The sequence below is a fragment of the Pseudomonas sp. PA-4-8C genome (assembly GCF_021606625.1).
Classification (GTDB): domain Bacteria; phylum Pseudomonadota; class Gammaproteobacteria; order Pseudomonadales; family Pseudomonadaceae; genus Aquipseudomonas; species Aquipseudomonas lactis.
The window spans coordinates 16,348-39,873 of sequence record NZ_WKCD01000021.1; the positions used below are offsets into that span (position 1 = coordinate 16,348).

19 protein-coding genes are annotated in these 23,526 nt (G+C 62.0%); 8 read left to right on the forward strand and 11 right to left on the reverse strand.

The window, feature by feature from the left end; all coding sequences use genetic code 11:
* The first annotated feature begins 52 nt into the window (after positions 1-52).
* Together GIW04_RS06320 and GIW04_RS06325 are read left to right on the forward strand one after the other, a co-directional pair.
* Positions 53-961 (forward strand): LysR substrate-binding domain-containing protein, encoded by a 909-nt coding sequence (locus tag GIW04_RS06320; protein WP_003191049.1) that lies wholly within the window; start codon positions 53-55, stop codon positions 959-961.
* Positions 958-1,314 (forward strand): MmcQ/YjbR family DNA-binding protein, encoded by a 357-nt coding sequence (locus GIW04_RS06325; protein WP_034127343.1) that lies wholly within the window; start codon positions 958-960, stop codon positions 1,312-1,314. Before GIW04_RS06320 ends, GIW04_RS06325 begins: the two co-directional genes overlap by 4 nt.
* Here the strand turns inward: GIW04_RS06325 and GIW04_RS06330 are convergent.
* Both GIW04_RS06330 and GIW04_RS06335 read right to left on the reverse strand, forming a co-directional pair.
* The gene (locus tag GIW04_RS06330; protein ID WP_032892008.1) at positions 1,303-1,686 is read right to left on the reverse strand and encodes a DUF1294 domain-containing protein; all 384 of its coding nucleotides are present in this window, start codon (positions 1,684-1,686) and stop codon (positions 1,303-1,305) included. The genes GIW04_RS06325 and GIW04_RS06330 overlap by 12 nt on opposite strands.
* Positions 1,683-2,513: an undecaprenyl-diphosphate phosphatase gene (locus GIW04_RS06335; protein WP_044273643.1), complete on the reverse strand. Its 831-nt coding sequence runs from the start codon at positions 2,511-2,513 to the stop codon at positions 1,683-1,685. Before GIW04_RS06335 ends, GIW04_RS06330 begins: the two co-directional genes overlap by 4 nt.
* A 226-nt stretch (positions 2,514-2,739) precedes the next feature.
* Here GIW04_RS06335 and GIW04_RS06340 point away from each other — a divergent pair, with 226 nt between their 5' ends.
* Positions 2,740-4,374 carry a methyl-accepting chemotaxis protein gene (locus GIW04_RS06340; RefSeq protein ID WP_120247992.1) on the forward strand — a complete coding sequence of 545 codons (1,635 nt, stop codon included), beginning with the start codon at positions 2,740-2,742 and terminating at the stop codon, positions 4,372-4,374.
* Between the two features lie 47 nt (positions 4,375-4,421).
* Here GIW04_RS06340 and dctM read toward each other — a convergent pair whose 3' ends face one another.
* The 8 genes from dctM to GIW04_RS06380 form a co-directional block, all read right to left on the reverse strand.
* The gene (dctM, locus tag GIW04_RS06345) at positions 4,422-5,702 is read right to left on the reverse strand and encodes a C4-dicarboxylate TRAP transporter large permease protein DctM (RefSeq protein WP_003191042.1); all 1,281 of its coding nucleotides are present in this window, start codon (positions 5,700-5,702) and stop codon (positions 4,422-4,424) included.
* Positions 5,702-6,334, reverse strand: coding sequence for a TRAP transporter small permease (locus tag GIW04_RS06350; protein ID WP_003191040.1), 633 nt, complete (start codon positions 6,332-6,334; stop codon positions 5,702-5,704). The genes dctM and GIW04_RS06350 overlap by 1 nt, the downstream gene beginning before the upstream one ends.
* Before the next feature lie 200 nt (positions 6,335-6,534).
* Positions 6,535-7,518, reverse strand: coding sequence for a TRAP transporter substrate-binding protein (locus tag GIW04_RS06355; protein WP_034135545.1), 984 nt, complete (start codon positions 7,516-7,518; stop codon positions 6,535-6,537).
* Positions 7,519-7,737: 219 nt separating this feature from the next.
* Positions 7,738-8,553, reverse strand: a complete 816-nt coding sequence (locus GIW04_RS06360; protein WP_003191038.1) for an HpcH/HpaI aldolase/citrate lyase family protein — start codon at positions 8,551-8,553, stop codon at positions 7,738-7,740.
* A gap of 14 nt (positions 8,554-8,567) precedes the next feature.
* Positions 8,568-9,761: a CaiB/BaiF CoA transferase family protein gene (locus GIW04_RS06365; RefSeq protein ID WP_236478947.1), complete on the reverse strand. Its 1,194-nt coding sequence runs from the start codon at positions 9,759-9,761 to the stop codon at positions 8,568-8,570.
* Entirely contained in the window at positions 9,754-11,121 is a 1,368-nt protein-coding gene (locus GIW04_RS06370; protein ID WP_120247991.1) for an MmgE/PrpD family protein, read from the reverse strand. Before GIW04_RS06370 ends, GIW04_RS06365 begins: the two co-directional genes overlap by 8 nt.
* A gap of 11 nt (positions 11,122-11,132) precedes the next feature.
* Entirely contained in the window at positions 11,133-12,296 is a 1,164-nt protein-coding gene (locus GIW04_RS06375; RefSeq protein WP_003191034.1) for an acyl-CoA dehydrogenase family protein, read from the reverse strand.
* Between the two features lie 28 nt (positions 12,297-12,324).
* Complete coding sequence (locus tag GIW04_RS06380) at positions 12,325-13,143, reverse strand: FAS1-like dehydratase domain-containing protein (RefSeq protein ID WP_120248197.1); 819 nt, start codon at positions 13,141-13,143, stop codon at positions 12,325-12,327.
* A gap of 182 nt (positions 13,144-13,325) precedes the next feature.
* Between GIW04_RS06380 and GIW04_RS06385 the strand changes: the two genes are divergently transcribed.
* The 3 genes from GIW04_RS06385 (at position 13,326) to GIW04_RS06395 (ending at position 17,032) form a co-directional block, all read left to right on the forward strand.
* Entirely contained in the window at positions 13,326-14,207 is an 882-nt protein-coding gene (locus tag GIW04_RS06385) for a LysR family transcriptional regulator (protein WP_003191032.1), read from the forward strand.
* Between the two features lie 196 nt (positions 14,208-14,403).
* Entirely contained in the window at positions 14,404-16,227 is a 1,824-nt protein-coding gene (locus tag GIW04_RS06390) for a serine hydrolase domain-containing protein (protein WP_120247990.1), read from the forward strand.
* A gap of 16 nt (positions 16,228-16,243) precedes the next feature.
* Positions 16,244-17,032 (forward strand): MipA/OmpV family protein, encoded by a 789-nt coding sequence (locus tag GIW04_RS06395; RefSeq protein WP_120247989.1) that lies wholly within the window; start codon positions 16,244-16,246, stop codon positions 17,030-17,032.
* 133 nt (positions 17,033-17,165) lie between these two features.
* On the opposite strand, the gene ggt is transcribed toward GIW04_RS06395, so the two are convergent.
* Entirely contained in the window at positions 17,166-18,890 is a 1,725-nt protein-coding gene (gene ggt / locus GIW04_RS06400) for a gamma-glutamyltransferase (RefSeq protein WP_034135541.1), read from the reverse strand.
* A 201-nt stretch (positions 18,891-19,091) separates the two neighbouring features.
* Here ggt and GIW04_RS06405 point away from each other — a divergent pair, with 201 nt between their 5' ends.
* Complete coding sequence (locus GIW04_RS06405; protein ID WP_094775407.1) at positions 19,092-20,237, forward strand: MalY/PatB family protein; 1,146 nt, start codon at positions 19,092-19,094, stop codon at positions 20,235-20,237.
* An 89-nt stretch (positions 20,238-20,326) separates the two neighbouring features.
* Positions 20,327-23,512, forward strand: a complete 3,186-nt coding sequence (locus GIW04_RS06410) for a dermonecrotic toxin domain-containing protein (RefSeq protein ID WP_183043770.1) — start codon at positions 20,327-20,329, stop codon at positions 23,510-23,512.
* Positions 23,513-23,526 lie beyond the last annotated feature (14 nt).

The window sequence follows — 23,526 nt, forward strand, 5'->3', positions numbered from 1 at the left end:
AAGCCATCTGAAATGCGATAGTTTGTCCCACTGACAGGACAATAGGCCCACCATGCAAGACCTCAACGACCTCTACTATTTCGCTAAAGTCGTCGAAGCCGGCGGTTTTGCTGCGGCTGGCCGGCTGCTCGGGATTCCAAAATCCAGGTTGTCACGGCGCATTGCCGAGCTGGAAGACCGCCTGGGCGCACGCCTGCTGCAACGCACCACCCGGCAACTGACCCTCACCGCCGTGGGTGAGCGCTACTTGCGCCATTGCCAGGCCATGCTGCTGGAAGCGGAAATGGCCGACGAGGCCGTGGCCAGCATGTCCAGCGAGCCGCGTGGGCGGCTGCGGGTCAGTTGCCCGGTGGGCCTGGCCCAACACATCCTGCCGGAGTTGGTGGCAGGTTTTCTGGCCGCTCACCCGCTGGTGCAGTTGGACATGACCCTGGTGAACCGCCGCGTCGACCTGGTGGCCGAAGGCATTGATGTGGCACTGCGCGTTCGCGAACAAGGCGATGAAGACCCGTTGCTGGTCACCAAGCGCCTGCGCCAGGCGCACACCGTGCTGGTGGCCAGCCCCGCGTTCATGCGTGATCGGCAGGTCGAAACCCTGGAAGACCTCAAACAGTTGCCCATACTCGGCGCACTTGAGGCCGACCGAATGGTGCATCAACGCATCATCGATCCCCAGGGCAATACCCATGAACTGGTGATGGAAGCGCGCCTGGGCATCGAGGACTTTATCGTGCGCAAGGCCAGCGCCATCATGGGCGTGGGCTTTACGATACTGCCGATGATGTACTGCGAAGAAGAACTGGCCAGCGGCCGGCTGGTGCAACTGCTGCCGCAATGGTCATTGCCGGGCGGCTGGCTGCAGGCGGTGTACCCGCACCGGCGCGGCGTGCTGCCGGCCATCCGGGCCTGGATCGACTATCTGGAAGAAGGCTTCAAAGGCTGTGGAGATCGGCTGTTATGAGCATGACAGAAGAACAAGTCGCGCGTTTCTGCCTGAGCCTGCCAGGCGCACGGGAAGACTATAAGTGGGGCGGCGTGCGGGTGTTTTCGATTGCCGGCAACAAGATGTTCGCCTTGCAGAACCTGCGCGGTGAGTCGCTGGCCTTCAAGGTCGACAAGGAGCTGTTCCTGGGCCACGTCGACCGGCCGGGCATTCACCCGGCGCCTTACCTGGCGAGGGCGCAGTGGGTCATCATGAACACGCCCTACCCTTTGGGCGCAGAGGAACTGCGTGGCTTGTTGCAGCGCTCCCACCAGTTGGTGGTCAGTAAACTGCCCAAGCGCACGCAGATTGGCTTGCGGCTAGAGGATTGACAGCAAGGTGCCGCCAAGAAACAACTGGTCCAGCCAGAACACCTGGTGCAACAGCACAATCACCCAGAACAGCACCTGGTAAGACACCTTGCGCGTCTTGTGCCGGAACACCTGCTGGGCGATCAACGCCCCCGGCCAACCTCCCGCTAGCTCCACCGCATGCAGGATGTTTTCCGGGGTGCGCCAGCCTTCGGTCTGCGCCTTGCGCTTGTCGCTCCAGTACAGGAAGAACGCCACCACGCTGACCACGCCGTAGGCCATCAACGGAATCACTGTTTCGCCCCGATACCACAGCAACGCCGAGCCCAGCAGCGGCGCGGCACACAGCAGTACAAAGATCAGCGCCTTCAGGCGTGGGTGCTGGATACTCATGGCTTGACCGCAGTCCAGTCGATCCAGCCGAACTGCCAGGTCGCCAGGATCACCAGGCCGAAGGCAATACGGTACCAGGCAAACGCCGCGTAGCTGTGGCTGGCGATGAACTTAAGCAGGGCCTTGACCGCAATCATCGCGAAGATGAACGAGGTGACAAAGCCAATGGCGAACACCGGCAGGTCCGCGGGCTGGAACAGGTCACGGTATTTATAGCCCGAGTACACCGCCGCACCGACCATGGTTGGCATCGCCAGGAAGAACGAGAACTCGGTAGCCGTCTTGCGCGACAGGCCAAACAACAGGCCGCCGATGATCGTCGCACCGGAACGCGAGGTGCCGGGGATCATGGCCAGGCACTGGGCCAGGCCGACTTTCAGGGCGTCTTTCCAGGTGATGTCATCGACGGTTTCAGCCCGCACCGCATGCTGGCGGCGTTCAGCCCACAACATGATCACGCCGCCCACCACCAGCGCTGTCGCTACCGTGATCGGGTTGAACAGGTAATGCTTGATCAGGTCGGCGAAGATCACCCCAAGTACCACTGCCGGCAATACGGCAATGATCAGGTTGACGGTGAAGCGACGGGCTTTGGGCTGGGTCGGCAGGCCGATGACCACGTCAAATATCTTGCGTCGAAACTCCCAGACCACCGCCAGGATCGCGCCCAGCTGGATGATGATGTTGAAGGCTTCGAAACGCTCGCCACCAAAATTGATCAGGTCGGCGACGATGATCTGGTGGCCGGTGCTGGAGATCGGCAAGAACTCCGTAAGCCCCTCGACGATGCCGAGAATCAATGCCTGTATGGCGGTCCAAAAATCCATGCTGTCTCCAAAGGTCATGCACGGGGCATGCCTCTTAGTCTTTTTTAAGTTCACTGACGACGAGCGCGCACAAGCGCCCGCGGTTGATTCTCAACGCCGGTCTGCAAAAATTCCGTGAAAAATCAGGCAGTACTCAGGTTTTTCGATTCCGGGCCGAAAGCCTATCAGACACGCCGGAAATCTCGAAGCAGCACCACAATTATAAAGAGCAGGGAGTGACAGGACGATGAACAGTTTGCGCAGCATGTCGATCAGCCGCCGCCTTTGGCTGATCCTGATAGTCGCCGTGTTGATGCTGCTGGCCTTGGGGCTGTTGATGCTCAACCAGATCCACGGCGACCTCTACCAGGCCAAGCGCCAGCAGACACAGCACGTGGTACAGACCGCCAGTGGCGTACTCAGCTATTACCAGAACCTGGAAAAAACCGGCGTACTGACCCGCGACGCCGCGCAACAACAGGCCTTGAGCGCGGTGCGCGGCCTGCGTTATGACCACGACGACTACTTCTGGATCAACGACCTCACCCCCGTGATGATCATGCACGCGGCCAACCCCAAGCTCGACGGCCAGAACCTCTCGGCGATTCGCGACCCGGACGGTTTCGCCGTGTTCAACGAATTCGTGAGCCTGGCCAAGGCCAAGGGTGCCGGCATCGTCAACTACCGCTGGCCGAAGCCTGGCGCCGAAGCGCCGGTAGAGAAAACCTCGTACATCCAACTGTTCGAACCCTGGGGCTGGATCATCGGCTCCGGCGTCTACGTGGACGATGTGCAGGCCGAATTCAGGGGCCAGGTGTGGAAAGCCTCGGCCATTGGCCTGGGTATTGCGCTGATGATGGCCGTGCTGGTGGTGCTGATTGCCCGCAGCATCGTGCAGCCGTTGCAGGCGGCGGTGAATGCCATGGGCAATATCGCCAGCGGCGAAAGCGACCTGACCCACAGCCTCGACACCCACGGCCGTGACGAATTGACGCAACTGGCCCAGCACTTCAATAGCTTCATCGCTAAGCTGCGCCAGGTGGTCGGCCAGTTGCAGGTGTGCGCGAACGCCCTGGGCCAGTCGTCCACCGAACTGGGCCACAACGCCAGCCAGGCCCATGACCGCAGCCAGCAGCAATCGCAGCAGATGGAACTGGTGGCCACCGCCATCAACGAAGTCACCTACGGTGTGCAGGACGTGGCAAAAAATGCCGAGCACGCTGCCAGCGAAATGCGCGATGCCCAGGCCCAGGCCCAACAGGGACAGGTCAATATCGACGGCAGCTTGCAGCAGATCGACCAGCTCTCCACCACCATCAGTCAGGCCGTGGAGGTGATCCGCACGCTCTCCAGCGAAAGCACGCAGATCGGCGGGGTACTGGAGGTGATCCGCTCCATCGCCGACCAGACCAACCTGCTCGCCCTCAACGCCGCCATCGAAGCCGCACGTGCCGGGGAGCAAGGCCGTGGGTTCGCGGTGGTCGCCGATGAGGTGCGCCTGCTGGCCCAGCGCACGCAGAAATCCACCGCCGAGATCCAGGTGATGATCGAGCGCCTGCAAGGCCACTCGGAAGCGGCGGTCAAGGTGATCAGCGACAGCCACAGCGCCTCGCAACTGACCATCGAACAAGCCGGCCAGGCGGGCGCGAGCCTCACCGCCATCGGCCAGGCGCTGCACAACCTCAACGGCCTGAACGCCTCGATTGCCAGCGCCACCCTGCAACAGGCCCACGTGGTGGAAGACATCAACCAGAACGTCACCCAAGCGGCCGGGCTGTCCCACAGCACCGCGCTGGCGGCGGAGCAATCCAGCGTGGCGAGTGCACAGTTGCGTGGCTTGAGCGAGCAGCTTGATGGGCTTTTGCGTCAGTTCAAGGTCTAACGCCCCTCAGCGGTGGGAGGGCTGCCCTCTCCCACCGCCTAGCGGCCTCACATCCCCAGCCACTGCGGCAGCGCGAGGGAAATGAACGGCAGGTAGGTGACCATGATCAGGAACACCAACAGGATCATCAGCCACGGCATCGCCGCGCGGATGGTCTGCCCCAGGGTCAGCCCCGTCACCGCCGAAGTCACGAACAGGTTCAGCCCCACCGGCGGATGCACCAGGCCGATTTCCATGTTCACCACCATCACGATGCCCAGGTGAATCGGATCAATGCCCAGCTTCATCGCAATCGGGAAAAAGATCGGCGCCAGGATCAGCACAATGGCCGAAGGCTCCATAAAGCTGCCGGCAATCAGCAACACCACGTTGACCATGATCAAAAAGCCAATCGGCGTCAGCCCTTCGGAGATCACCCAGGCGGTGATTTCCTGCGGGATCTGCTCGGTGGTCAGCACGTGGGCAAACAACATGGCGTTGGCGATGATGAACATCAGCATGATCGACAACCGCCCAGACTCCAGCAGCACTTTGGGGCAGTCACGCAGCTTCATGTCCTTGTAGACGAACAGCGCGACAAACGCCGAATACACCGCCGCCACCGCCGCCGCCTCGGTCGGGGTGAACATGCCGCTGTAAATGCCCCCAAGGATGATCACCAGCAGCAACAGGCCCCAGAACGCCCGGCGTGCGCAGCTCAGCCACTCACGGAATGTCGCCCGGGGTTGCGCTGGCAGCTTCTTGATGCGGGCGACGATGTAGATCGCGACCATCAACATCAGGCCCAGCAGCAAACCCGGAATCACCCCGGCCATGAACAATTTGCCTACTGAGGTTTCGGTCGCCGCCGAATACACCACCATCACGATCGACGGCGGAATCAGAATGCCCAAGGTCCCGGCATTGCAGATGATGCCCGCCCCAAACTCCTTCGGGTAACCGGAACGCACCATGCCCGCCACGGCAATCGAGCCCACCGCCGCCACCGTGGCCGGTGATGAGCCGGACAGCGCCGCAAACAGCATGCACGCCAGCACCGCCGCAATCGCCAGGCCACCGCGGATATGCCCGACACAGGCGTTGGCAAAGTCGATCAGCCGCTGGGCCACGCCGCCGGTGGTCATGAAGGCGCCGGATAACAGGAAAAAGGGAATCGCCAGGAAGGTGTAGGCGTCGCTGGTTTCAAACAACTTGATCGCCAGGGAGCTCACCGAGTCCTGGCTGAACATCAGGATCGACACCGCACCGGACAGCCCCAGGGCAATCGCAATCGGCACGCCCAGGAACATGAACACGAACAACAGCAGAAACAGACAGAGCACGGCCATCAGTGACGCTCCTCATGGCTGCCGGCCAACTTGCTGGCCTCACCGGCCTCGTCGGCCAACCCCAACCCCACCTGGCGGTGGGTAAAGATGCGGTAGAAAATTTCCAGGTAGCGGATCAAGACCAAGGCAAAGCCAATGGGCACGATCACCACGATGTCGCCGACATCGATGCCGAACTGGTCGAGGTCTTCGGCGCCGATATGCGCGGTCATTACCGCACTCACCCACTTGTAGCTGGCCACCATGAACAGCCCGGCATAGGCCAGGCAGCACAGGCAGGCGAGCATGCCGAGCAGGCGTTGCACCGGGCGCCGGGTCAGCCGCACCAGCGCATCCACGCCCAGGTGGCCAGCGGTGCGCACGCCGTAAGAAATGCCGAAGAAAATCAACCAGCCGAACATGGCCTTGGTCAGCGCCACGCTCCAGGTCATCTCTTGGGCCAAGGTCATGGTGCCGTCGCCCAGGGCATTGAAGAAGGGGCCGCTCCAGGCCCATTTGTCGGCCAGGGCAAAGAACAGGGTGTAGACGTTGTTGAGCATGACGTAGACGAATGTCACCAGGGTCATGGCGGCCAGCAGGAAAGCAATGAAGCCTTCCTCCAGGTGCTCCCAGACGCGCCTTAGCGTTTGCATGGCAAAACCTCGCGAGGCAGAGATAGGTAAAAGCCAGGTCAACCTGCTAGATCGTTCCCACGCTCCGCGTGGTAATGCCGCCCCGGACGTTCCACGTCCTGTATCACGCCGTGCGTAAGGCGACGCGGAGCGTCACGGGATGCATTACCACGCGGAGCGTGGGAACGATCAGTCGCGGGCAAGCCCGCTCCCACAGGGGATTACTGGTTGGACTGGTCCGCCGCCTTGATCAGGTCAGCCCCAATCTCGCCCTCGAACTTCTGCCACACCGGGCGCATGGCTTCGCGCCACAGCGCACGTTGCGCGGGGGTCAGCTCGATGATTTCGCTGGTCTTGGCGTCGATGATCTTCTGCTTGGCCGACTGGTTCAGTGCTTCAGCCTGCTTGTTCACCTCCACGGTGACCTCGGCCATGATCTGCTCCAGGGTGCTGCGCACATCCGGCGCCAGGCCGTTCCAAAATTTCGCGTTGGTGATCACCATGTAGTCGATCAGACCATGGTTGGACTCGGTGAAGTACTTCTGCACTTCGTTGACCTTCTGGCTTTCATAGTTGGACCAGGTGTTCTCGGTGCCATTCACGGTGCCGGTCTGCAGGCCCTGGTAGACCTCGGCAAAGCTCATCTTGCGCGGGTTGGCGCGGATCGCCTTGAACTGTTCTTCGAGCACACTGGAAGCCTGCACGCGGAACTTCAGGCCACGGGCGTCCTTGGGTTCATGCAGGGCCTTGTTGGCAGAGAGTTGCTTGAGGCCGTTGTGCCAATAGGCCAGGCCAAGGATGTTCTTATCCTGCATCGAGGTCAGCAGTAGCTTGCCCTCAGCGGCCTGGAAACGGTCGACGGCGGCCAGGTCGTTGAACAGGAACGGCAGGTCGTAGATCTGCACTTGTTTGGTGTAGTGCTCGAACTTGGCCAGGGACGGCGCGAGCATTTGCACGTCGCCCAGCAATAACGCTTCCATTTCCTTGCCATCGCCAAACAGCGACGAGTTCGGGTACACCTCAACCTTGACCTTGCCGGGCAGGCGCTCTTCAGCCAGTTTTTTGAACAGCAGCGCGCCCTGGCCTTTAGGAGTGTTTTCGGCCACCACGTGGGCGAACTTGATCACAATCGGGTCTGCCGCCTGGGCCAGGCCTGCGGTAAACAAGGTGGCGGCGCACAGCAGCGCCCGGGAAAGCTTGAGCATGGGAATCACCTTCTTATTGTTGTGTTGTAAGGCAAGGTGCCTGATGTAACGCGTGTCGTGAATTTCGAATTTTAGATACCTGCGTTCGGCCTGGCCGAACGCGTCCAGTGTGAGAGCTGGCTTGCCTGCGATAGCGGTGTGTCAGGCAACACAAACATTGACTGTTCTACCGCTATCGCAGGCAAGCCAGCTCCCACATTTTGCTCCCGGTTTTGTCAGTTACAGTTGCGCGGCCAGCAGCCGCTGCGCGCGCAGCAGTACCGGCGCATCCACCATCTGCCCGTCAATCTGATAAGCCCCTGCCCCATGGGCACCCGCCTCCACCACGCGCCTGGCCCAGGCCAGCTCTTCGGCGCTCGGCGCCAGCGCGGCATGGATCACCGCGACTTGCTTGGGATGAATGCACAATGCCCCGGCAAAGCCCATCTCATAAGCGTGCCGGATCGAGCGGTGCAGGCCTTCGGGGTCGTCGATGGCCGGGTGCACGCCGTCCAGCGGCGCCGCCAGGCCCGCCGCGCGCGAATGCACGATCAGCGCCAGGCGCGCCTGGTCAAGGGCCAGTTCGGCGGCGTGGGAGTGACTGCTCAGGTTGAGGTCCAGCGCCAGGTCCAAACCGCCGAACGACAGGCGCTCTACCTGGGGCGCCTGGGCAATCTGCGCCAGTGCCAGCAAACCCCGTGCGCTTTCAATAATCGGCCAGATACGTTTGCCGGTCGCGGCCACCACCGCCACCTGGGCCGCGCTTTCGACCTTGGGCAGCAACACCCCCGCCACATTTGCATGGGACTTGCAGAAGGCGACATCGGCAAAATGCTCGGCATGCTGGGGCGCGTTGATGCGTACCCACACCTGGGCTTCGGCATGCGCATGCAGGAACGCGCCCAGATTATCCCGAGCCTGACGCTTGAGCGGTTCTTCCACCGCGTCTTCAAAATCCACAATCACCGCGTCGGCGCCGCTGGCCAGGGCCTTGGCAAACCGCTCCGGGCGGCTGCCCGGCACAAACAGCGCAGAACGTACTAATGGCTTTGGCATCACTTGATTCCTGATTAGATAACGCCGCGCTCGCGCAGGCTGTTAATGGCCTCAACGGAATAACCCAGCTGGTCGAGGATGCCTTGGCTGTGTTGCCCCAGCGCTGGCACGCCGTCCATGCGCGGGGTAAACGCAGCGTTACGCGCCGGTGGCAGCAGCGACGGCAACGGCCCCGCTGGGCTGTCGACTTCGCGCCAGCGGTCGCGGGCCTTGAGTTGCGGGTGGTCCCACACGCCTTGCATGTCGTTGACCCGCGCACTGGCAATCTGCGCGTCTTCCAGGCGCTGGATCACCGCCTCGACGTCCAGTGGGGCAAAGCGCTCCACGATGATCTGGCGCAGCAGCTCGCGGTTGGCCGAGCGCTTGAAGTTGGCGCTGAAGCGCTCGTCCGTGGCCAGCGACGGGCTGAGCAGTACTTTGTCGCAGAACGCCGCCCATTCGCGTTCGTTCTGCAAGCCGAGCATCACCGTGCCGCCGCCTCCAGTGGGAAACGGCCCGTAAGGGTAAATCGTCGAATGCGCGGCACCCGCACGCGGTGGCGGCGGCGCGCCGTCGAAGGCGTAATACATCGGGTACCCCATCCACTCCACCAGGCTTTCGAGCATGCTCACATCGATACGGCTGCCCTGGCCGGTTTTGCCGCGCAGCAGCAGCGCCGACAGAATGCCGCTGTAGGCGTACATGCCGGCGGAGATGTCCGCGATGGAGCAACCGGCCTTGGCCATCTGTTCTTCACCTGGGCCACCGGTCACCGAAAGAAAGCCGCCCTCGCTCTGGATCAACAGGTCGTAGGCTTTCTTTTTCTCGTAGGGCCCGCCTTCGCCGTAGCCGGAAATATCGTAGACGATCAGGCGTGGAAAGCGCGCGTGCAGCGCCTCGAACGATAAGCCCATGCGCGCCGCCGCGCCGGGGGCAAGGTTTTGCACCAGCACATCGGCATCGGCCAACAACGCGTCGAGAATGGCGCCCGCCTCGTCCTGCTTGAGGTCCAGGGTCAGGCTTTCCTTGGAGCGGTTGGTCCAGACGAAATGCGACGCCAGGCCGCGCACCCGCTCGTCATAGCCACGGGCGAAGTCGCCGGTGCCGGGGCGCTCCACCTTGATGACCCGGGCACCAAGGTCGGCCAACTGGCGCGTACAAAATGGCGCGGCAATCGCGTGTTCCAGGCTGACGACGGTGATGCCGTCCAGCGGTCGTTGTTCAGTCATCACAATTCCCTCCAAGCCAATGGGCCATGGACGCGGTAGTGCGCAGGTTCCACACCTGCTCGATCAGGCGGTTGGCCTGGGACGGGGTGCGGGCGCCGCTGAAGTGGGCCAGGCGCTGGAACTTATCCGCCAGCTCGGCGCGGCTCAGGGTGTTGCCCGGGTCGCCCTTGGGTTCATCAATGGCACCGTGCAGCGTGCGGCCATCGGTGGTGGTGACGGTGACGCGGCCCAGCCAGCGTTGCGGGTAGGCGCTGTCGACCTCGGGGTCCAGGCTCATGCAGACCTTGTCGCGAAACGCCGCGACCGCAGGATCGCTCAACGCCAGGTCATGGAACTCAGGCAACCCGGCGTGGCCATGCACAGCGATCAATCCAAGCACGGTGCCCATGGAGAATTTGGCCTGGTGCACGGTGGCCGGCACCGTCACTCGGCCGAGTACGTCGATGGCGCCTTGGTGCACGTGGGTTTGCACCTGGGAAATCTGTGCAGCGCTCAAACCTTCACGCTGCATCAAGTCCAATAGCGCATCGGCAGCGGGATGGGTGTGACGGCAGGAAGCGTGGAACTTGAACGAGGTTTCCACCAGTGCCCAACGGCTGCCCAGGCCGGCAGACAATTTGCCCGGCTGCGCATCACTGGACATGCCCGCCGCCAAACCCTGGTCCCCTTCAAGAATATTGCGCGCGCCGGTCAGCCCATCGGCCGTAAGGTAAGCCGCCAGAAGGCCGTCCGCCGCGGCCTTAGCCGTGTGCAGTTGCTTGGAGTCGGCGGCATCGCGCAGAAATTCCCAGAGCCCGGCGGCCTGGGTGCCGGCGCTGCCGAGCAGGTTGATGAATTGCTCTTCGTTGAAGTCGAGCAACTTGCCCACCGCGACCGCTGCCGCCAGGGTGCCGACCGTGGCCGTGGTGTGGAAGATGCGGTAGTGGGAACGCCCCAGGAACTCACCGATGCGAATCCCCGCCTCATAGCCGGCCACCGAGGCCAGCAACAGTTCACGGCCAGACTTGCCGAGGTCCTGGGCGGCGGCCAATGCGGCGGGAAACACCACGGTGGCCGGGTGCAGCACCGAGCTGTTGTGTAAGTCATCCTGCTCCACCAAGTGCGAGGAGGCAGCGTTGACCAGTGCGGCGAAATACGCGCTGGTGCCGGTGCCGTTGACGATCACCTGGGCCGGGCCGCTGCTCGGGCCCATCTTCTGTGCGTAGCGTTCAAACAGGGGAATCGGGTGCGCGCCCTGGCTGGCCAAGGCGGATGCGAGCCAATCCAGGTAAAGCTCTTCGGTGCGCGCCAGTACGTGCTCGGGCAACTGCGCGTAAGTCAGCTCGGCCAGGAACCGGCAAAGGGCTTGGGTATGATGCATGCTCAACGCCCTCAGAAGCTGCGCGGCAGTTCGAGCAAATGCTCGGCCACGTAGGACAGGATCAGGTTGGTGGAGATCGGTGCCACTTGGTACAGGCGGGTCTCGCGGAATTTGCGCTCCACGTCGTACTCGCAGGCAAAGCCAAAGCCGCCGTGGGTTTGCAGGCAGGCGTTGGCCGCTTCCCAGGACGCCTTGGCCGCCAGGTACTTGGCCATGTTGGCACTGGCCCCGGCGTTTTTGCCGCTGTCGTATTCCTCACAGGCACGCCAGCGCATCAGGTCCGCCGCTTCAATCTCGATATGCGCCTCGGCAATCGGGAACTGCACGCCCTGGTTCTGCCCGATGGGCCGGCCAAACACCACACGGTCGCGGGCATAGGCGCTGGCCTTTTCGATAAACCAGCGGCCGTCACCGATGCACTCGGCGGCAATCAGGGTGCGCTCGGCATTCAGGCCATCGAGGATGTATTTGAAGCCCTTGCCCTCCTCGCCAATCAGGCTGTCCAGGGGCAGCTCCAGGTTGTCGAAAAACAGCTCGTTGGTCTCGTGGTTGACCATATTGGCAATGGGCTGCACGGTCAGGCCGTTGCCGATGGCCTGGCGCAGGTCCACCAGGAAGATCGACATGCCTTCGGATTTTTTCTGCACTTGGGCCAAGGGCGTGGTGCGTGCCAGCAGGATCATCAGGTCGGAATGCTGCACCCGCGAGATCCAGACTTTCTGGCCGTTGACCACGTATTTGTCGCCGCGCTTGATCGCCGTGGTCTTGATCTTGGTGGTGTCGGTGCCGGTAGTGGGTTCGGTGACGGCCATCGACTGCAGGCGCAATTCACCACTGGCCAGCTTGGGCAGGTAGAAGCGTTTTTGCGCCTCGCTGCCGTGACGCAGCAGGGTGAACATGTTGTACATCTGGCCATGCACAGTGCCCGAGTTGCCGCCGCAGCGGTTGACTTCCTCAAGGATCACCGAGGCTTCGGCCAGGCCCAGGCCGGAACCGCCGTATTCCTCGGGGATCATTGCCGACAGCCAACCGGCGTCGGTCAGCGCCTTGACGAAGGCTTCGGGGAAGCCCTTTTCTTCATCGATCTTGCGCCAGTAAGCGGCATCGAATTCGGCGCACAAGGCACGCACGCCGTCGCGGATGGCGTTGAGTTCTTCAGTGTCGTGGGCATTCATTAACGGCTCTCCGCCTGTTGTTATTGGGTTATTCGAAATGCACCTGGGCGGTCTGCGCCAGGCCTTCAGTGTTGCCAGCCCAGAGTTCTGCGACGCCGGTTGCGGTGATGCGCCCGCCGACCTCAAAAGGCTGTGGCGCGGTCAGTGGGCGCACACCGCGATAGGCAAAGCGGCGCAGGGTCGCTTCGGGGTGCGCCCGGCAGAACGCACGCAGGCTCAAGGTGGCGATCAGCGGGCCATGCACCACCAGGCCGGCATAGCCTTCGGTGCCCGTGACATAGGGGTAGTCGTAATGAATGCGGTGGCCGTTGAACGTCACGGCGCTGTAGCGGAACAGCAAGGTCGGCGTCGGTTCGACCGCCTCTGTCCATTCGCCTTGGGCCAGCGCGTCGCCGCTGCCCGCCTTGGGTGGCGTAGGTTCGCGGTAGACGATGTCCTGCTCCTCGCGGATGGCCAGGCGACCGCCCTGGGAGTAGTCATGGCGCACGGTGACGAATAACAGTGAACCGGTGCGCCCAGTTTTTTCTTCGACCTGGGTGATGGTGGATACGCGCGTGGCCGCCTCGCCAGCCCGCAGTGGGTGCAAAAACTCAAGGCGCCCACCGGCCCACATGCGATTGCGGTTATCGGCCGGAGGCAGAAATCCGCCGCGTGCCGGGTGACCGTCGCTGCCCAGGGCCGATTCGGGCAACGGGTCCTGGAAAAAACACCATTGCCACAACGCAGGCACCGCGTTGCCATCGGCAGGCACGGCTTCACCGAACGTGGCGGCGATACGCTTGAGCAGGTTATGGCTCAGGTGGTCGTGGGCGGTCTCACTTCGGCCGATCCAATCAGTAGCGCTCATCGGGTGCAGGTCCTCAGGCAGTGGGTGACTGCCGTGGATCATGCAAGGGCCTGCCCGTTCTGAGAATTTGCATTTCAATAAACCAGCGTTCGGTTATGCTGAACGCTTACAGCCACACCGTGAACCAATGTGGGAGCTGGCTTGCCTGCTCCCACAGGAAACCTGTTGTCCGGGAGTTTTGCATGCACTTCGATCTCGCCGACCTGCGCCTGTTCATCCATATCGCCGAATCCCCCAGCCTTACCCAGGGCGCCAAGCGCGCCTTCCTGTCGCCGGCTGCCGCCAGTGCGCGGATCAAGGCCCTGGAAGGCCAGCTCGACACGCGCCTGTTGTACCGCGACAGCCGGGGCGTGGAGATCACCCCGGCAGGCGAGCGGCTGTTGCACCATGCGCGGTTGATCATGCGCCAGGTGGATTACCTCAAAAGCGAGTTCACGCAATACGGCGTGGATTCGGCCGGACATATCCGTATCTTCGCCAACACCACGGCTGTCACCGAATTTTTGCCGGAGGTTCTGGCGGGCTTTCTGTCACAGCGCCCCGGCGTCACCGTCGACCTGCAGGAACGCCTGTCACGGGACATCGTGCGCGGGGTGCTCGATGGCACCAGTGACATGGGCATCATCGCCGGCCCCGTGGAAGCCTCCGGCTTGCAAGTACTGCATTTCAGCACCGATGAACTGGTGCTGATGGTGCCGGTCGGGCATCCGTTGGCCGACCTGCCTTCAGTGACCCTTGAGCAGACCCTGGCGTATCAGCACATCGGCCTGCATGAAGGCAGCACGCTGTTGAGTTTCCTGCGCGAACACGTCGAGCGCCTGGGTAAGCAATTGTCGCTGCGTATCCAGGTCTCGAGCTTCGAGGCGATCTGCCGGATGGTCGAGGCCGGCGTGGGCATCGGCATCATTCCCGAGTCCGCCGCCCTGCGTCACAGCCGCACCATGCAGCTGGTGACGGTGAAACTGGACGAGCCCTGGGCGATTCGCGAGCGCAGCATCCTGGTACGCGAGCTGGAAGCGCTGCCAGGGACCATTCGCGCGCTGATCGCCACGTTGATGCCCTGATCCTTGCTCGAAAAAAACCTCAACGATAACGGGTGTTTTCTGGATAAACGCGGCGCCTGTGCGTTTTTCGCGAGCGAGCTCGCTCCTACAGGTGGCTGTTAACAGTCTTTGACAGTTTCCCGACAAAGCACTCAAAGATTCCAAGCCCCCGCCGCCCTAGCATTCCAGCATCCAAACCATCGCTCGGGTGCTCTTGATGTTTCGCAGGTTGCGCGGTATTCCGCTCTTGGGTTGCCTGATGGGCAGTATCGGTTGCCACTCGCAACCGCCTGCCCCGCCGCCGATTCAAAAAGGCGATTACGGCGCAATCATCCGCTACTTGCAAACCCGCATTCCCCGGGAGATGGCTCGGGACAATGTGGCAGGTTTGTCGATTGCGCTGGTCAATGGTCAGGAGCTGATCTGGGCCCGTGGCTTTGGCCTGGCTGACAAAGACCAGGGGGTGCCGGTCACGCCCAATACCGCGTTTCGCGCCGGTGGCATTTCCAAACTGCTGAGCGCCACGGCGGCGCTGCAGCTGGTGGAGCAGCACCACCTGGCGCTGGATGCACCGATCCAGCAGACCCTGCGTGAGTTCTACGTACGTTCACGCTTTCACAGCGACCAGGCCGAGGCGGATCGAGCGATCACTTTGCGGCGCTTGCTCAGCCATCAATCCGGCTTGCCCAGCGAGCACCTGCGCGACCTGCGCAGCACCTACGCCATGGGGCAAATGCCGATGCGCGTGTCGGGTGTGTGGCTGAGCAGCCTACCGGGGTCCCAGGTGGCGTACTCCAACCTTGGTTATTCACTGGTGGGCGCGGCCATCGAGCGCAGCAGCGGTAAAAGCTTTGAAGCCCAGTTGCAAAGCAGCCTGCTCACGCCCCTGCGAATGAACCAGTCCAGCTTCGTAGGCACCGGTGCACAAATGAGCTTTCGCGCCCATGGTTACGAGGACGGCAAGGCCAGCACCGACGCCCAAGTGCGTGACCTCGCCGCCGGTGGCCTGTGGACCAGCCCCAAAGACCTCAGCCGCTACGTACGCATGCTGTTTGCCAACGGCACCTACAAGGGCAGCCAGATCCTCGGCAGCGCTTCTATCGACGCCATGTTTACCCAGCAAAACACCGGCAACGCCCTGGATTTCGACTGCCAGATCGGCCTGGGCTGGTTTCTGGCGCCCTGCGGTGACGAGCCCATCGGCCCCGGTGTGCGCACCTACCAGCACAGCGGTGGCGGCGATGACTTCGTCGCCCAATTGACCCTGCTACCGGATCAGCAACTGGCGGTGATCATCATGGCCAACGACAGCAACGCCGAAGACATGGTGGTGTCACTGACCACCGACAGCCTGCGCCTGATGCTCCAGGCACAGACTGGCCAGCCCGTGTGCGCCGATGACTGCCAGGCGCCGAGCCACGGCCTCAAGCTGCGCCATGTGCCGGCGGCGGTGGATCGCAAGCGCCTGGCTGGTTTCTATGCGACCGCCTGGGGCGTGTTCCGCATCAGGGATGACCATGCACGCTTGACCGGCGAACTGGCCGGCTACGATTTCGAGCTGTTACGTGATGAACAAGGCTGGCTGCGCGCGCAGAAAAAGATCCTCGGCTTCTGGCGCAAGGACCTGGGCGAGTTGGGCCGCGTGCAGTTGGATGTAATCCAGGTACAAGGCCGCCAAATGCTCACCGCGCGCAGCCACGGCCAACGCATTGCCATCGGTGAACGCATCGAGCCACCGCCCTTGCCTGCCGCCTGGGCCAACACGGTCGGCACCTATCAGGTGCTCAGCAGCCATGAACCCGACGCGCCATTGAGTGGCATCAGCGTGCGTCAGGAGGACGGCTTTCTGGTGATTCGTGGCCAATTGCACGGCGAGCCGCTGACCGACTACATCCTGCTGCCCATCGACAACGCCCATGCGGTACTGGCCGGCAACGGTTACGGCTTGGGCGATACCGTCAGCCGCCAGGTCAACGGGCTGAGCGCTTCGGGTTATTCCTTCAAACGTACCCAATCACCCCACATACCCTCGAATTTCTAACCAGGAGAAACACCTGATGCACGCAAAAAACCTGTGCCTGTCATTGACCTCACTGTGCCTGCTCGCCGCCGATACGGCGCTTGCCGAAGACTGGCAATACAGCCTCAAGGCCGGCATGGCCAACGCACCCCGCTACAGTGGCAGCGACGAACGTATGACGGCGCCTGTACTCGGCGGCAAAATCATCAGCCCCTGGGGCGTCTTCCTCGATACTGATACGGGCCTGGGCTGGGGTTACGAAGGTAATGCCCTGAGCTTCAGCGCATACGTTGGCGCAAGCGGTTCGCGCAAGGATAAAAATGAAAGCATGCAGGCCGGCTCCAAACGCCTCAAAGGTATGGGCCAGATCAAGTCGCGTCCGCAATTGGGAGTGAGTGCCGCCTACAACCTCGGCAGTGTGATCATCGGCGCCACCCTGGAACATGCGCTTGAAGAAGATAAACACAAGGAAACCAGCAAGGCTTTTACCCATCTGGAGTTGAGCGTGGGTACCCATCTGTATGAAGGCCGCTACGGCTGCGTCGATGCCGCCATCAACAGCCACTTCGGTGACCGCAATTACCTGCAAACCTGGTACGGCGTGACTACCGACCAGGCCACCCGCAGCCGCTTCAAGGAATACAAGGCAAGTGCCGGCAATATCAGCAATGGCATGAGCCTTTCATGGAGCGTGCCGATCAACGAACACACGCAGTTCTCGACCTTGCTGGATGTGCAATACCTGGCGGACAAGGCCGGCAAGAGCCCGATTGTGGAGCAGCGGTTGCAGGCGTCGGTGTCGGGGGAGTTGCAATACACCTTCTGATCTACCTTGCCCTCTGTAGGAGCGAGCTTGCTCGCGAAAAACGTCAACGATAACGCGTGTTTTCTGGATAAACGCGGCGCCTGTGAGTTTTTCGCGAGCAAGCTCGCTCCTACAGAGACAATGCCAGCTCCTTTTAGTAGCCCAACGACAAGCCCGTGTTGCGCCGCGGGTCATTGGCCCCATAGAAACGGTTGTTACCCACCGGCTTGCCGTCCAGGGAAGGCGCGCCTACCAGGATGGCGGCCAAGTGGTTGGCATCTTGCGGGCCGGCAAACTTGTGGCCCCAGCTTTCGAGGATCTTCTGGGTGTCCGGGCTGACCGCAAATGTCTCAAGGTTGGTGGTTTCCGGCATCCATTGCTGGTGGAAGCGCGGTGCGTCCACGGCTTCCTGGATGTTCATCTTGTAGTCGATGACATTCAGGATGGTCAGCAAGGTCGCGGTGATAATGCGGCTGCCCCCCGGTGTGCCAACGACCATTACTGCCTTGCCGTCCTTGGTGACGATGGTCGGGCTCATCGATGACAACGGCGCCTTGCCCGGTGCGATGGCGTTGGCTTCGCCCTGCACCAGCCCATACATATTCGGCACGCCGACCTTGACGGTGAAGTCATCCATTTCATCGTTGAGAATCACCCCGGTCTTGCTGGCCATCACCCCGGCGCCAAACCAGTCATTGAGGGTATAGGTCACCGAGACCGCGTTGCCCCACTTGTCGACGATGGAATAGTGGGTGGTGTTATTGCCTTCGTGGGGCGACACACCTGGCTTGATCGCCTGGGAGTCACCGGCCTTCTGCGGCTCGATGGCAGCGCGTAGCTTGGCCGCGTAGTTCTTGTCCAGCAGATGCTCGATGGGGTTCTTCACGAAGTCCGGATCACCCAGGTAGCTGTTGCGGTCCACGTAGGCATGGCGCATCGCTTCGATCTGGTAGTGCAGGCCCTGGGCCGAGTGATAGCCCAGATCGGCCATCGGGTAGCCTTCGAGGATGTTCATGATCTGGCAGATCACTACACCGCCCGAGCTGGGTGGCGGTGCCGAGACCACATGGTAGCCACGGTAGTCGCACTCGATGGGGGCCAGTTCGCGGGTTTTGTAGGCGTCGAGGTCGGCCTGGGTGATGATGCCTTTGCCGGCCTGGCTGGAATCCACCACCGCCTTGGCAACCCAGCCTTTATAGAAACCGTCGGTGCCCTTGGCCGAGATTTCCTTGAGGGTCTTGGCCAGGTCCTTCTGCACCAGCTTCTGACCCACCTGCATCGGTTTTCCGTTGTGCAGGAAGATCCCGCGCATGTCCTGGTCTTTTTCGAACTCACCGGTGGCAGTGTGCAACAGGTCGATATCGCCCTGCTCCAGCGCAAAGCCGTTTTCGGCCAGCTTGATCGCCGGGGCAATCACTTGCGCGCGCTTGAGGGTGCCGTACTTGCTCAGGGCCAGCTCCATGCCAGACACCGTGCCCGGTACGCCGACCGCCAAATGGCCTTTGGCGCTGAGGCCTTCGACCACATTGCCGGCCTTGTCGAGGTACATGTCGGCCGTTGCCGCCAACGGGGCTTTTTCGCGGAAGTCGAGGAAGGTCTTGCGCCCGTCCGCCAGTTGCACGGTCATGAAACCACCGCCGCCCAGGTTGCCCGCCGCCGGGTACACCACCGCCAGCGCGTAACCTACCGCCACCGCCGCATCGACCGCGTTGCCGCCGGCCTTGAGCACATCGACACCCACGTGGGTTGCCAGGTGCTGGGCCGTGACCACCATGCCATTTTCACCCGCAACCGGGGCTTGGGAAGCTGCGTGCACACCGTTGACCGTCAAGACCAGCGCGGTCGCAATCAACGTGTGACTCAAGGGTTGGTATTTCATCCATGGCTACTCTGATTATTGAGATGCACCAAAATAGCCCCTAGCCGATTCAATCCCCAGCGCAATGGCGTTTTTATTACAGAACTTGTCGGTCATGGAACGCACACCGCTGCGCACGTCGGCAATCAGCTCTGGCCTATAAAATTAATGGCGCTAGAATCGGCGCCATTCTTTTACCGCCGCCCTGATACGAGCCTGTCCATGAGCTTTGATTTCGACACGATCCACCCACGCTTCGACACCGGCAGTACCAAGTGGAGCCGTTACCCGCAAGACGTCCTGCCGATGTGGATCGCCGACATGGACATCGCCGCGCCGCCCGCCATCTTGCAAGCCCTGCACGCGCGCCTCGACCAGCAGATTCTCGGCTACAGCGTGGCCGGCCCGGACGTGCGCGACGCTATCGTTGCCGACTTGTGGGCCAAGTACGCCTGGCGCGTACAGCCTGAAGAACTGCTGTTTCTGCCCGGCGTGGAGCCTGGCTTCAATATGGCCCTGCACGCCTTCGTCCAGCCTGGCCAGGCGGTGGTACTGCAAACCCCCAACTATCGGCCGATTCGCCTGGCGCCCGGCAACTGGAACCTGCCACGCATCGAAGTGCCGTTCCAATTGATCGATGGCGAGTACCGCACACCGCTGCCGGCCATGCGCCAAGCCTTGAGCGGGGCCGGGGCGCTGTTGCTGAGCAACCCGCACAACCCCATCGGCAAGGTGTTTGCCCGTGAAGAGTTGCTGGCGGTAGCCAATGCCTGCCTGGACACCGGCGCATTGATCATCAGCGACGAAATCCACGCAGAGCTGTGCTTCGACGGCCGTCGCCACATCCCCACCGCCAGCCTCAGCCCCGAGATCGCCCAGAACACCATCACCCTGATGTCAGCGAGCAAGGCGTATAACGTGGCCGGCCTGAAGACCTGCTTCGCCGTGGTCCAGAACGCCGAGGTGCGCGAGCGTTTCAATCAGGCGCGCTGCGGCATGGTCGACAGCGTCAGCCCCCTGGGCCTGGAAGCCACCCGCGCCGCCTACAGCGAATGCATCGACTGGCTCAACGCGCTGGTGCAGTACCTGCAAGCCAACCGTGACTACCTGCTCGACGCGGTAAAAACCCGACTGCCCGGCGTAGTGATGCATGCGCCGCAAGGCACGTTTCTGGCGTGGCTCGATTGCAGCGCATTGGGCCTGGAAGACCCGCAACGGTTCTTCCTGGAACAGGCCAAGGTGGGCCTGAGCGCGGGGATTGAATTTGGCGATGACAGCCAGCAATTCGTGCGCCTGAACTTTGGTTGCCCACGGGCGATGCTGGAGGAAGGCGTGCAGCGCATGCAGATCAGCTTACAAAACCGCTGACGTCGGTCGGAACCGCACGGGAGATTTTTCGCACATACCGGGCTTAGCTGCCCGCTGTGCCATTGAAATTCTCCCGGAGCCGCCCGTCGATGATTCTGCCGCCACGCCCACTCCCCCTCATTGCCTGGGATTTCAAACCCATCGCCGGCGATACCCCGCAGGCCTTGCCGGCCTACTCAGTGGAGCCTCTGCAACCGCCACGCAAACCGGCGTTGAGGCAAAACCTAAGTACATCGGTAGACCATCAGAAAGCCCTCTACCGGCAGCTGTTGCAGGCCACGCACACTGCGCTGCCCAGGGTGCGCGACGAAGCCAAGCAATGGGCCGAGGCGCTGGTGTTCAAGTTGACCGGGCGCAAGGTCGATGCCGACGCCATCTTCCTCAATCGCTTTCAGCAAGCACAAAGTGCCAATACCGTCACCGACTGGGAACATCTGGGGGAAGAGCCCACGGTTTCCCAGGCGCTGCCGGACGCACTGTTGAGCAACTTCAGCGAACACGATGCGCTACCCGGCGTGCTTGACCAGCAAGCCGGCTTATACACGGTCGGCCGCGGGCAAAGTACCCAAGGCGGCTATGGTGCCCATAACCAGTTTGCGCTGGCGCCTTCCCAGCTGATGCATGAAAGCTGGAAAACCGACTTTCAGGCGCACATGACTCAAAAGCTCGAACGCTTCTGGCGCGACCATGGCGATGACTACCGCACCGCCTTGAAAGGCGAGTTCATTTATCAGGCCCGTGAACAGCTCAAGGCCTACGAGCGCGCCTCACCCGCCGAACGCCTGAACATGCCGGCCGAGCAGCGCTTTAACCGCGATGATTACCGCCTGGTGATGGGCGCGGCCGCCAACCTGTCCCTGGATGAAAACCAAGCCCTGAGCGTCGAACAACTACGAGCGACAGCGCCGGTAGAAGGCCGCACACGGGTTCACGTGTTTGACATCAACGGGCGCCCCGCTCACGACATCCTGCGTTTCACCGCCACTGACTACGGCAGCCACGGGCAATTACGTGATCGTCGAGACGGCGTGCAGGTCCTGTATATGCCGGGGCACAAGCCCGCTTTCCTGCGCTTTGATTCCCTGGACGCGATGGACCAATGGGTGGCCGAGCAAGGCCGGCATGCCGAGACGCGCAAGGCGCTGCAATCGCACTTCGCCCTCAGGGACCGACAAGACAGCGACTTGGGGTTCTGGAGCAATTTCAAATCCTTCATCACCGGCGATTCGCGCTCGAACAAAGGCGCGGACAGCGCCATTCGCTACTTGGCCAGCGGCTACTGGGACACCCTGGAAGGGACCGTTATCGACAGCGCCAATGTGCGCATTCACGGCGACGTGTTCAGCGTGATCAAAGACGCCACCCGCGAACGCATGTCCCGCGATGCAGACGTCATGATTAAGTCCAACAGCGAGGTCACCCGCGATACCTGGCTTAACGATTTGACCGTAGCCGCCGGCCTGGCGGCCAAGTTCGCAGTGATTGGCGAGCCGGTTGTGGTCGGTGTCGCGGCCGCCGCCGGCCTTGTAGAAGCCCAATTGGGTGTCGAGCAATCGATCACGGGTGACACGCAGGCCGAGCGCAAACACGGCAGCAGTGCCGCACTGGATGGCGCGCTCAATGAGCTGTTCGCCATCGTGGGCGGTACCGTGAAGGAGCCTGCCTTTGAGCAACCGGCCGCGATCCCTCTGACTCGGGAGCTTTTCAGCGACGGCCGGCAGGCAATGGTCATCGAACACCCTTTGAGCCCCAGTGCCTATACCCTGCCACGCGCCAATGGCTATGACCTGGTGGACCGTGGTCGGGTCTATCGCTACCTCAATACAAGACCTGGCGAGCTGACCGACCTGCAAGCAACAGAACACGCCAAGCCCTTGGAGGACTTTGAGGCGTTTTGCCCTGTGCCCGCTCTGGGTGGGCGGGTGCGACGCGGCATTCAGGATGAGTGCTTCGTTAAACGTGTCGCCGACCTGCCCAAACCCGAACAACGCCTGCAGGCCCTGGAGCACGTGCGGTTGTTCCCGTCCAAGGCCGGGCTGTTCACGCGCGAGCGCACGGTGGTCTATGAAAAACGCCTGCACAAAATAGTCAAAGGCGACACCGGCCCCCAACTGGTGCCCGTCGCAAACGGTGAACGCATCACTTACAAGGCGCACGTGCGCGGCCAGCTCATTGACGACCCCGATTTCGGCTTTTACACAGGCGACAGCGCCGACACGCTTGCTAAAGATACCCGGGTGGTCAAGCTCGGCAGCATCAGCAATGCCAGCAATGATCAACGCCAGCTCAGAGGCGTGGTCGTCACCAGCGGCAGCCAGCGCTACCTGGTGGTAGAGGCTGACACTGCCGAGTTCTATTACGCACCATTGGATAAAACGCAAACCCGGGATATCAGGTTCAAGAAATGCGGGCCTCTAGAGCTGAGCCTTGCGCAAGGGTACCGCCAGTTTCTGAGTGCCAACCATGCTGTGCAGGCCCTTCAGGCCGACTTTGTTGCGCTGGCTCCGCTCAAAAAAGCCTTCAAGCAGCTGCAGCGCTCAGGTTTTAGCAAAGCCGACATCGACGAATTGAAGCGCCACTGCAAAGGCATGAACCCTGAGCAGCAGCGCGAAGTGGTGTACCGGCTGCAACAGGCCAATGCCATCTTGAAACCGGATGTGGCCTTGCGCCCCCATCGTGTTTCACCGTTGCCTGGCAACCAGGTGCATCCGGCCGCAGCCCTGGCCAGGGCCGACGCGGCCAGGCTTACCCTGGGCTGGTTGCGGCGCACCGCCAAGCTGAAAGCCGCCAATACCGTGCAGGTGACCATGGGTGAAGCCACGACACTCACGAGCGGCAACGACGTGCTTTCTACCCGCAGCCTGACCGACTGCTCGGCCATTGCGGTGCTCACCGACTGGGACGGTGCGCGTTACCAGACCCGCACGCTGATGCACCTGACCGGCAGCAACCTGGAGCTGGGCCTGCGGGGCGGCAATACCCAAGCGTTGCTGAACCGATTGAACGCATCACTGAACAAAGGTGGGCAGGTCATCTTGGTAGGCGGGGTCAATTCAGATTCGCTGCAAGGCATGGCCACCACCATCGGGCAATCGTTGCAGGGCGAACAACCGCTCAGGACACTGCTTCAAGCACGGCCCGGCGTCAGCGTCACGCTGGCCAGCTCCCTGGGCATCACGCTGAATGCCGATGGCACGTTCGAGCTGATCGAGGGAACGGGCAAAGGTGTCATGCCTGAGGATCAGGTCAGGGAAATTTTCAATCGAGTTGACTGAGGGCGCTGCCCCAC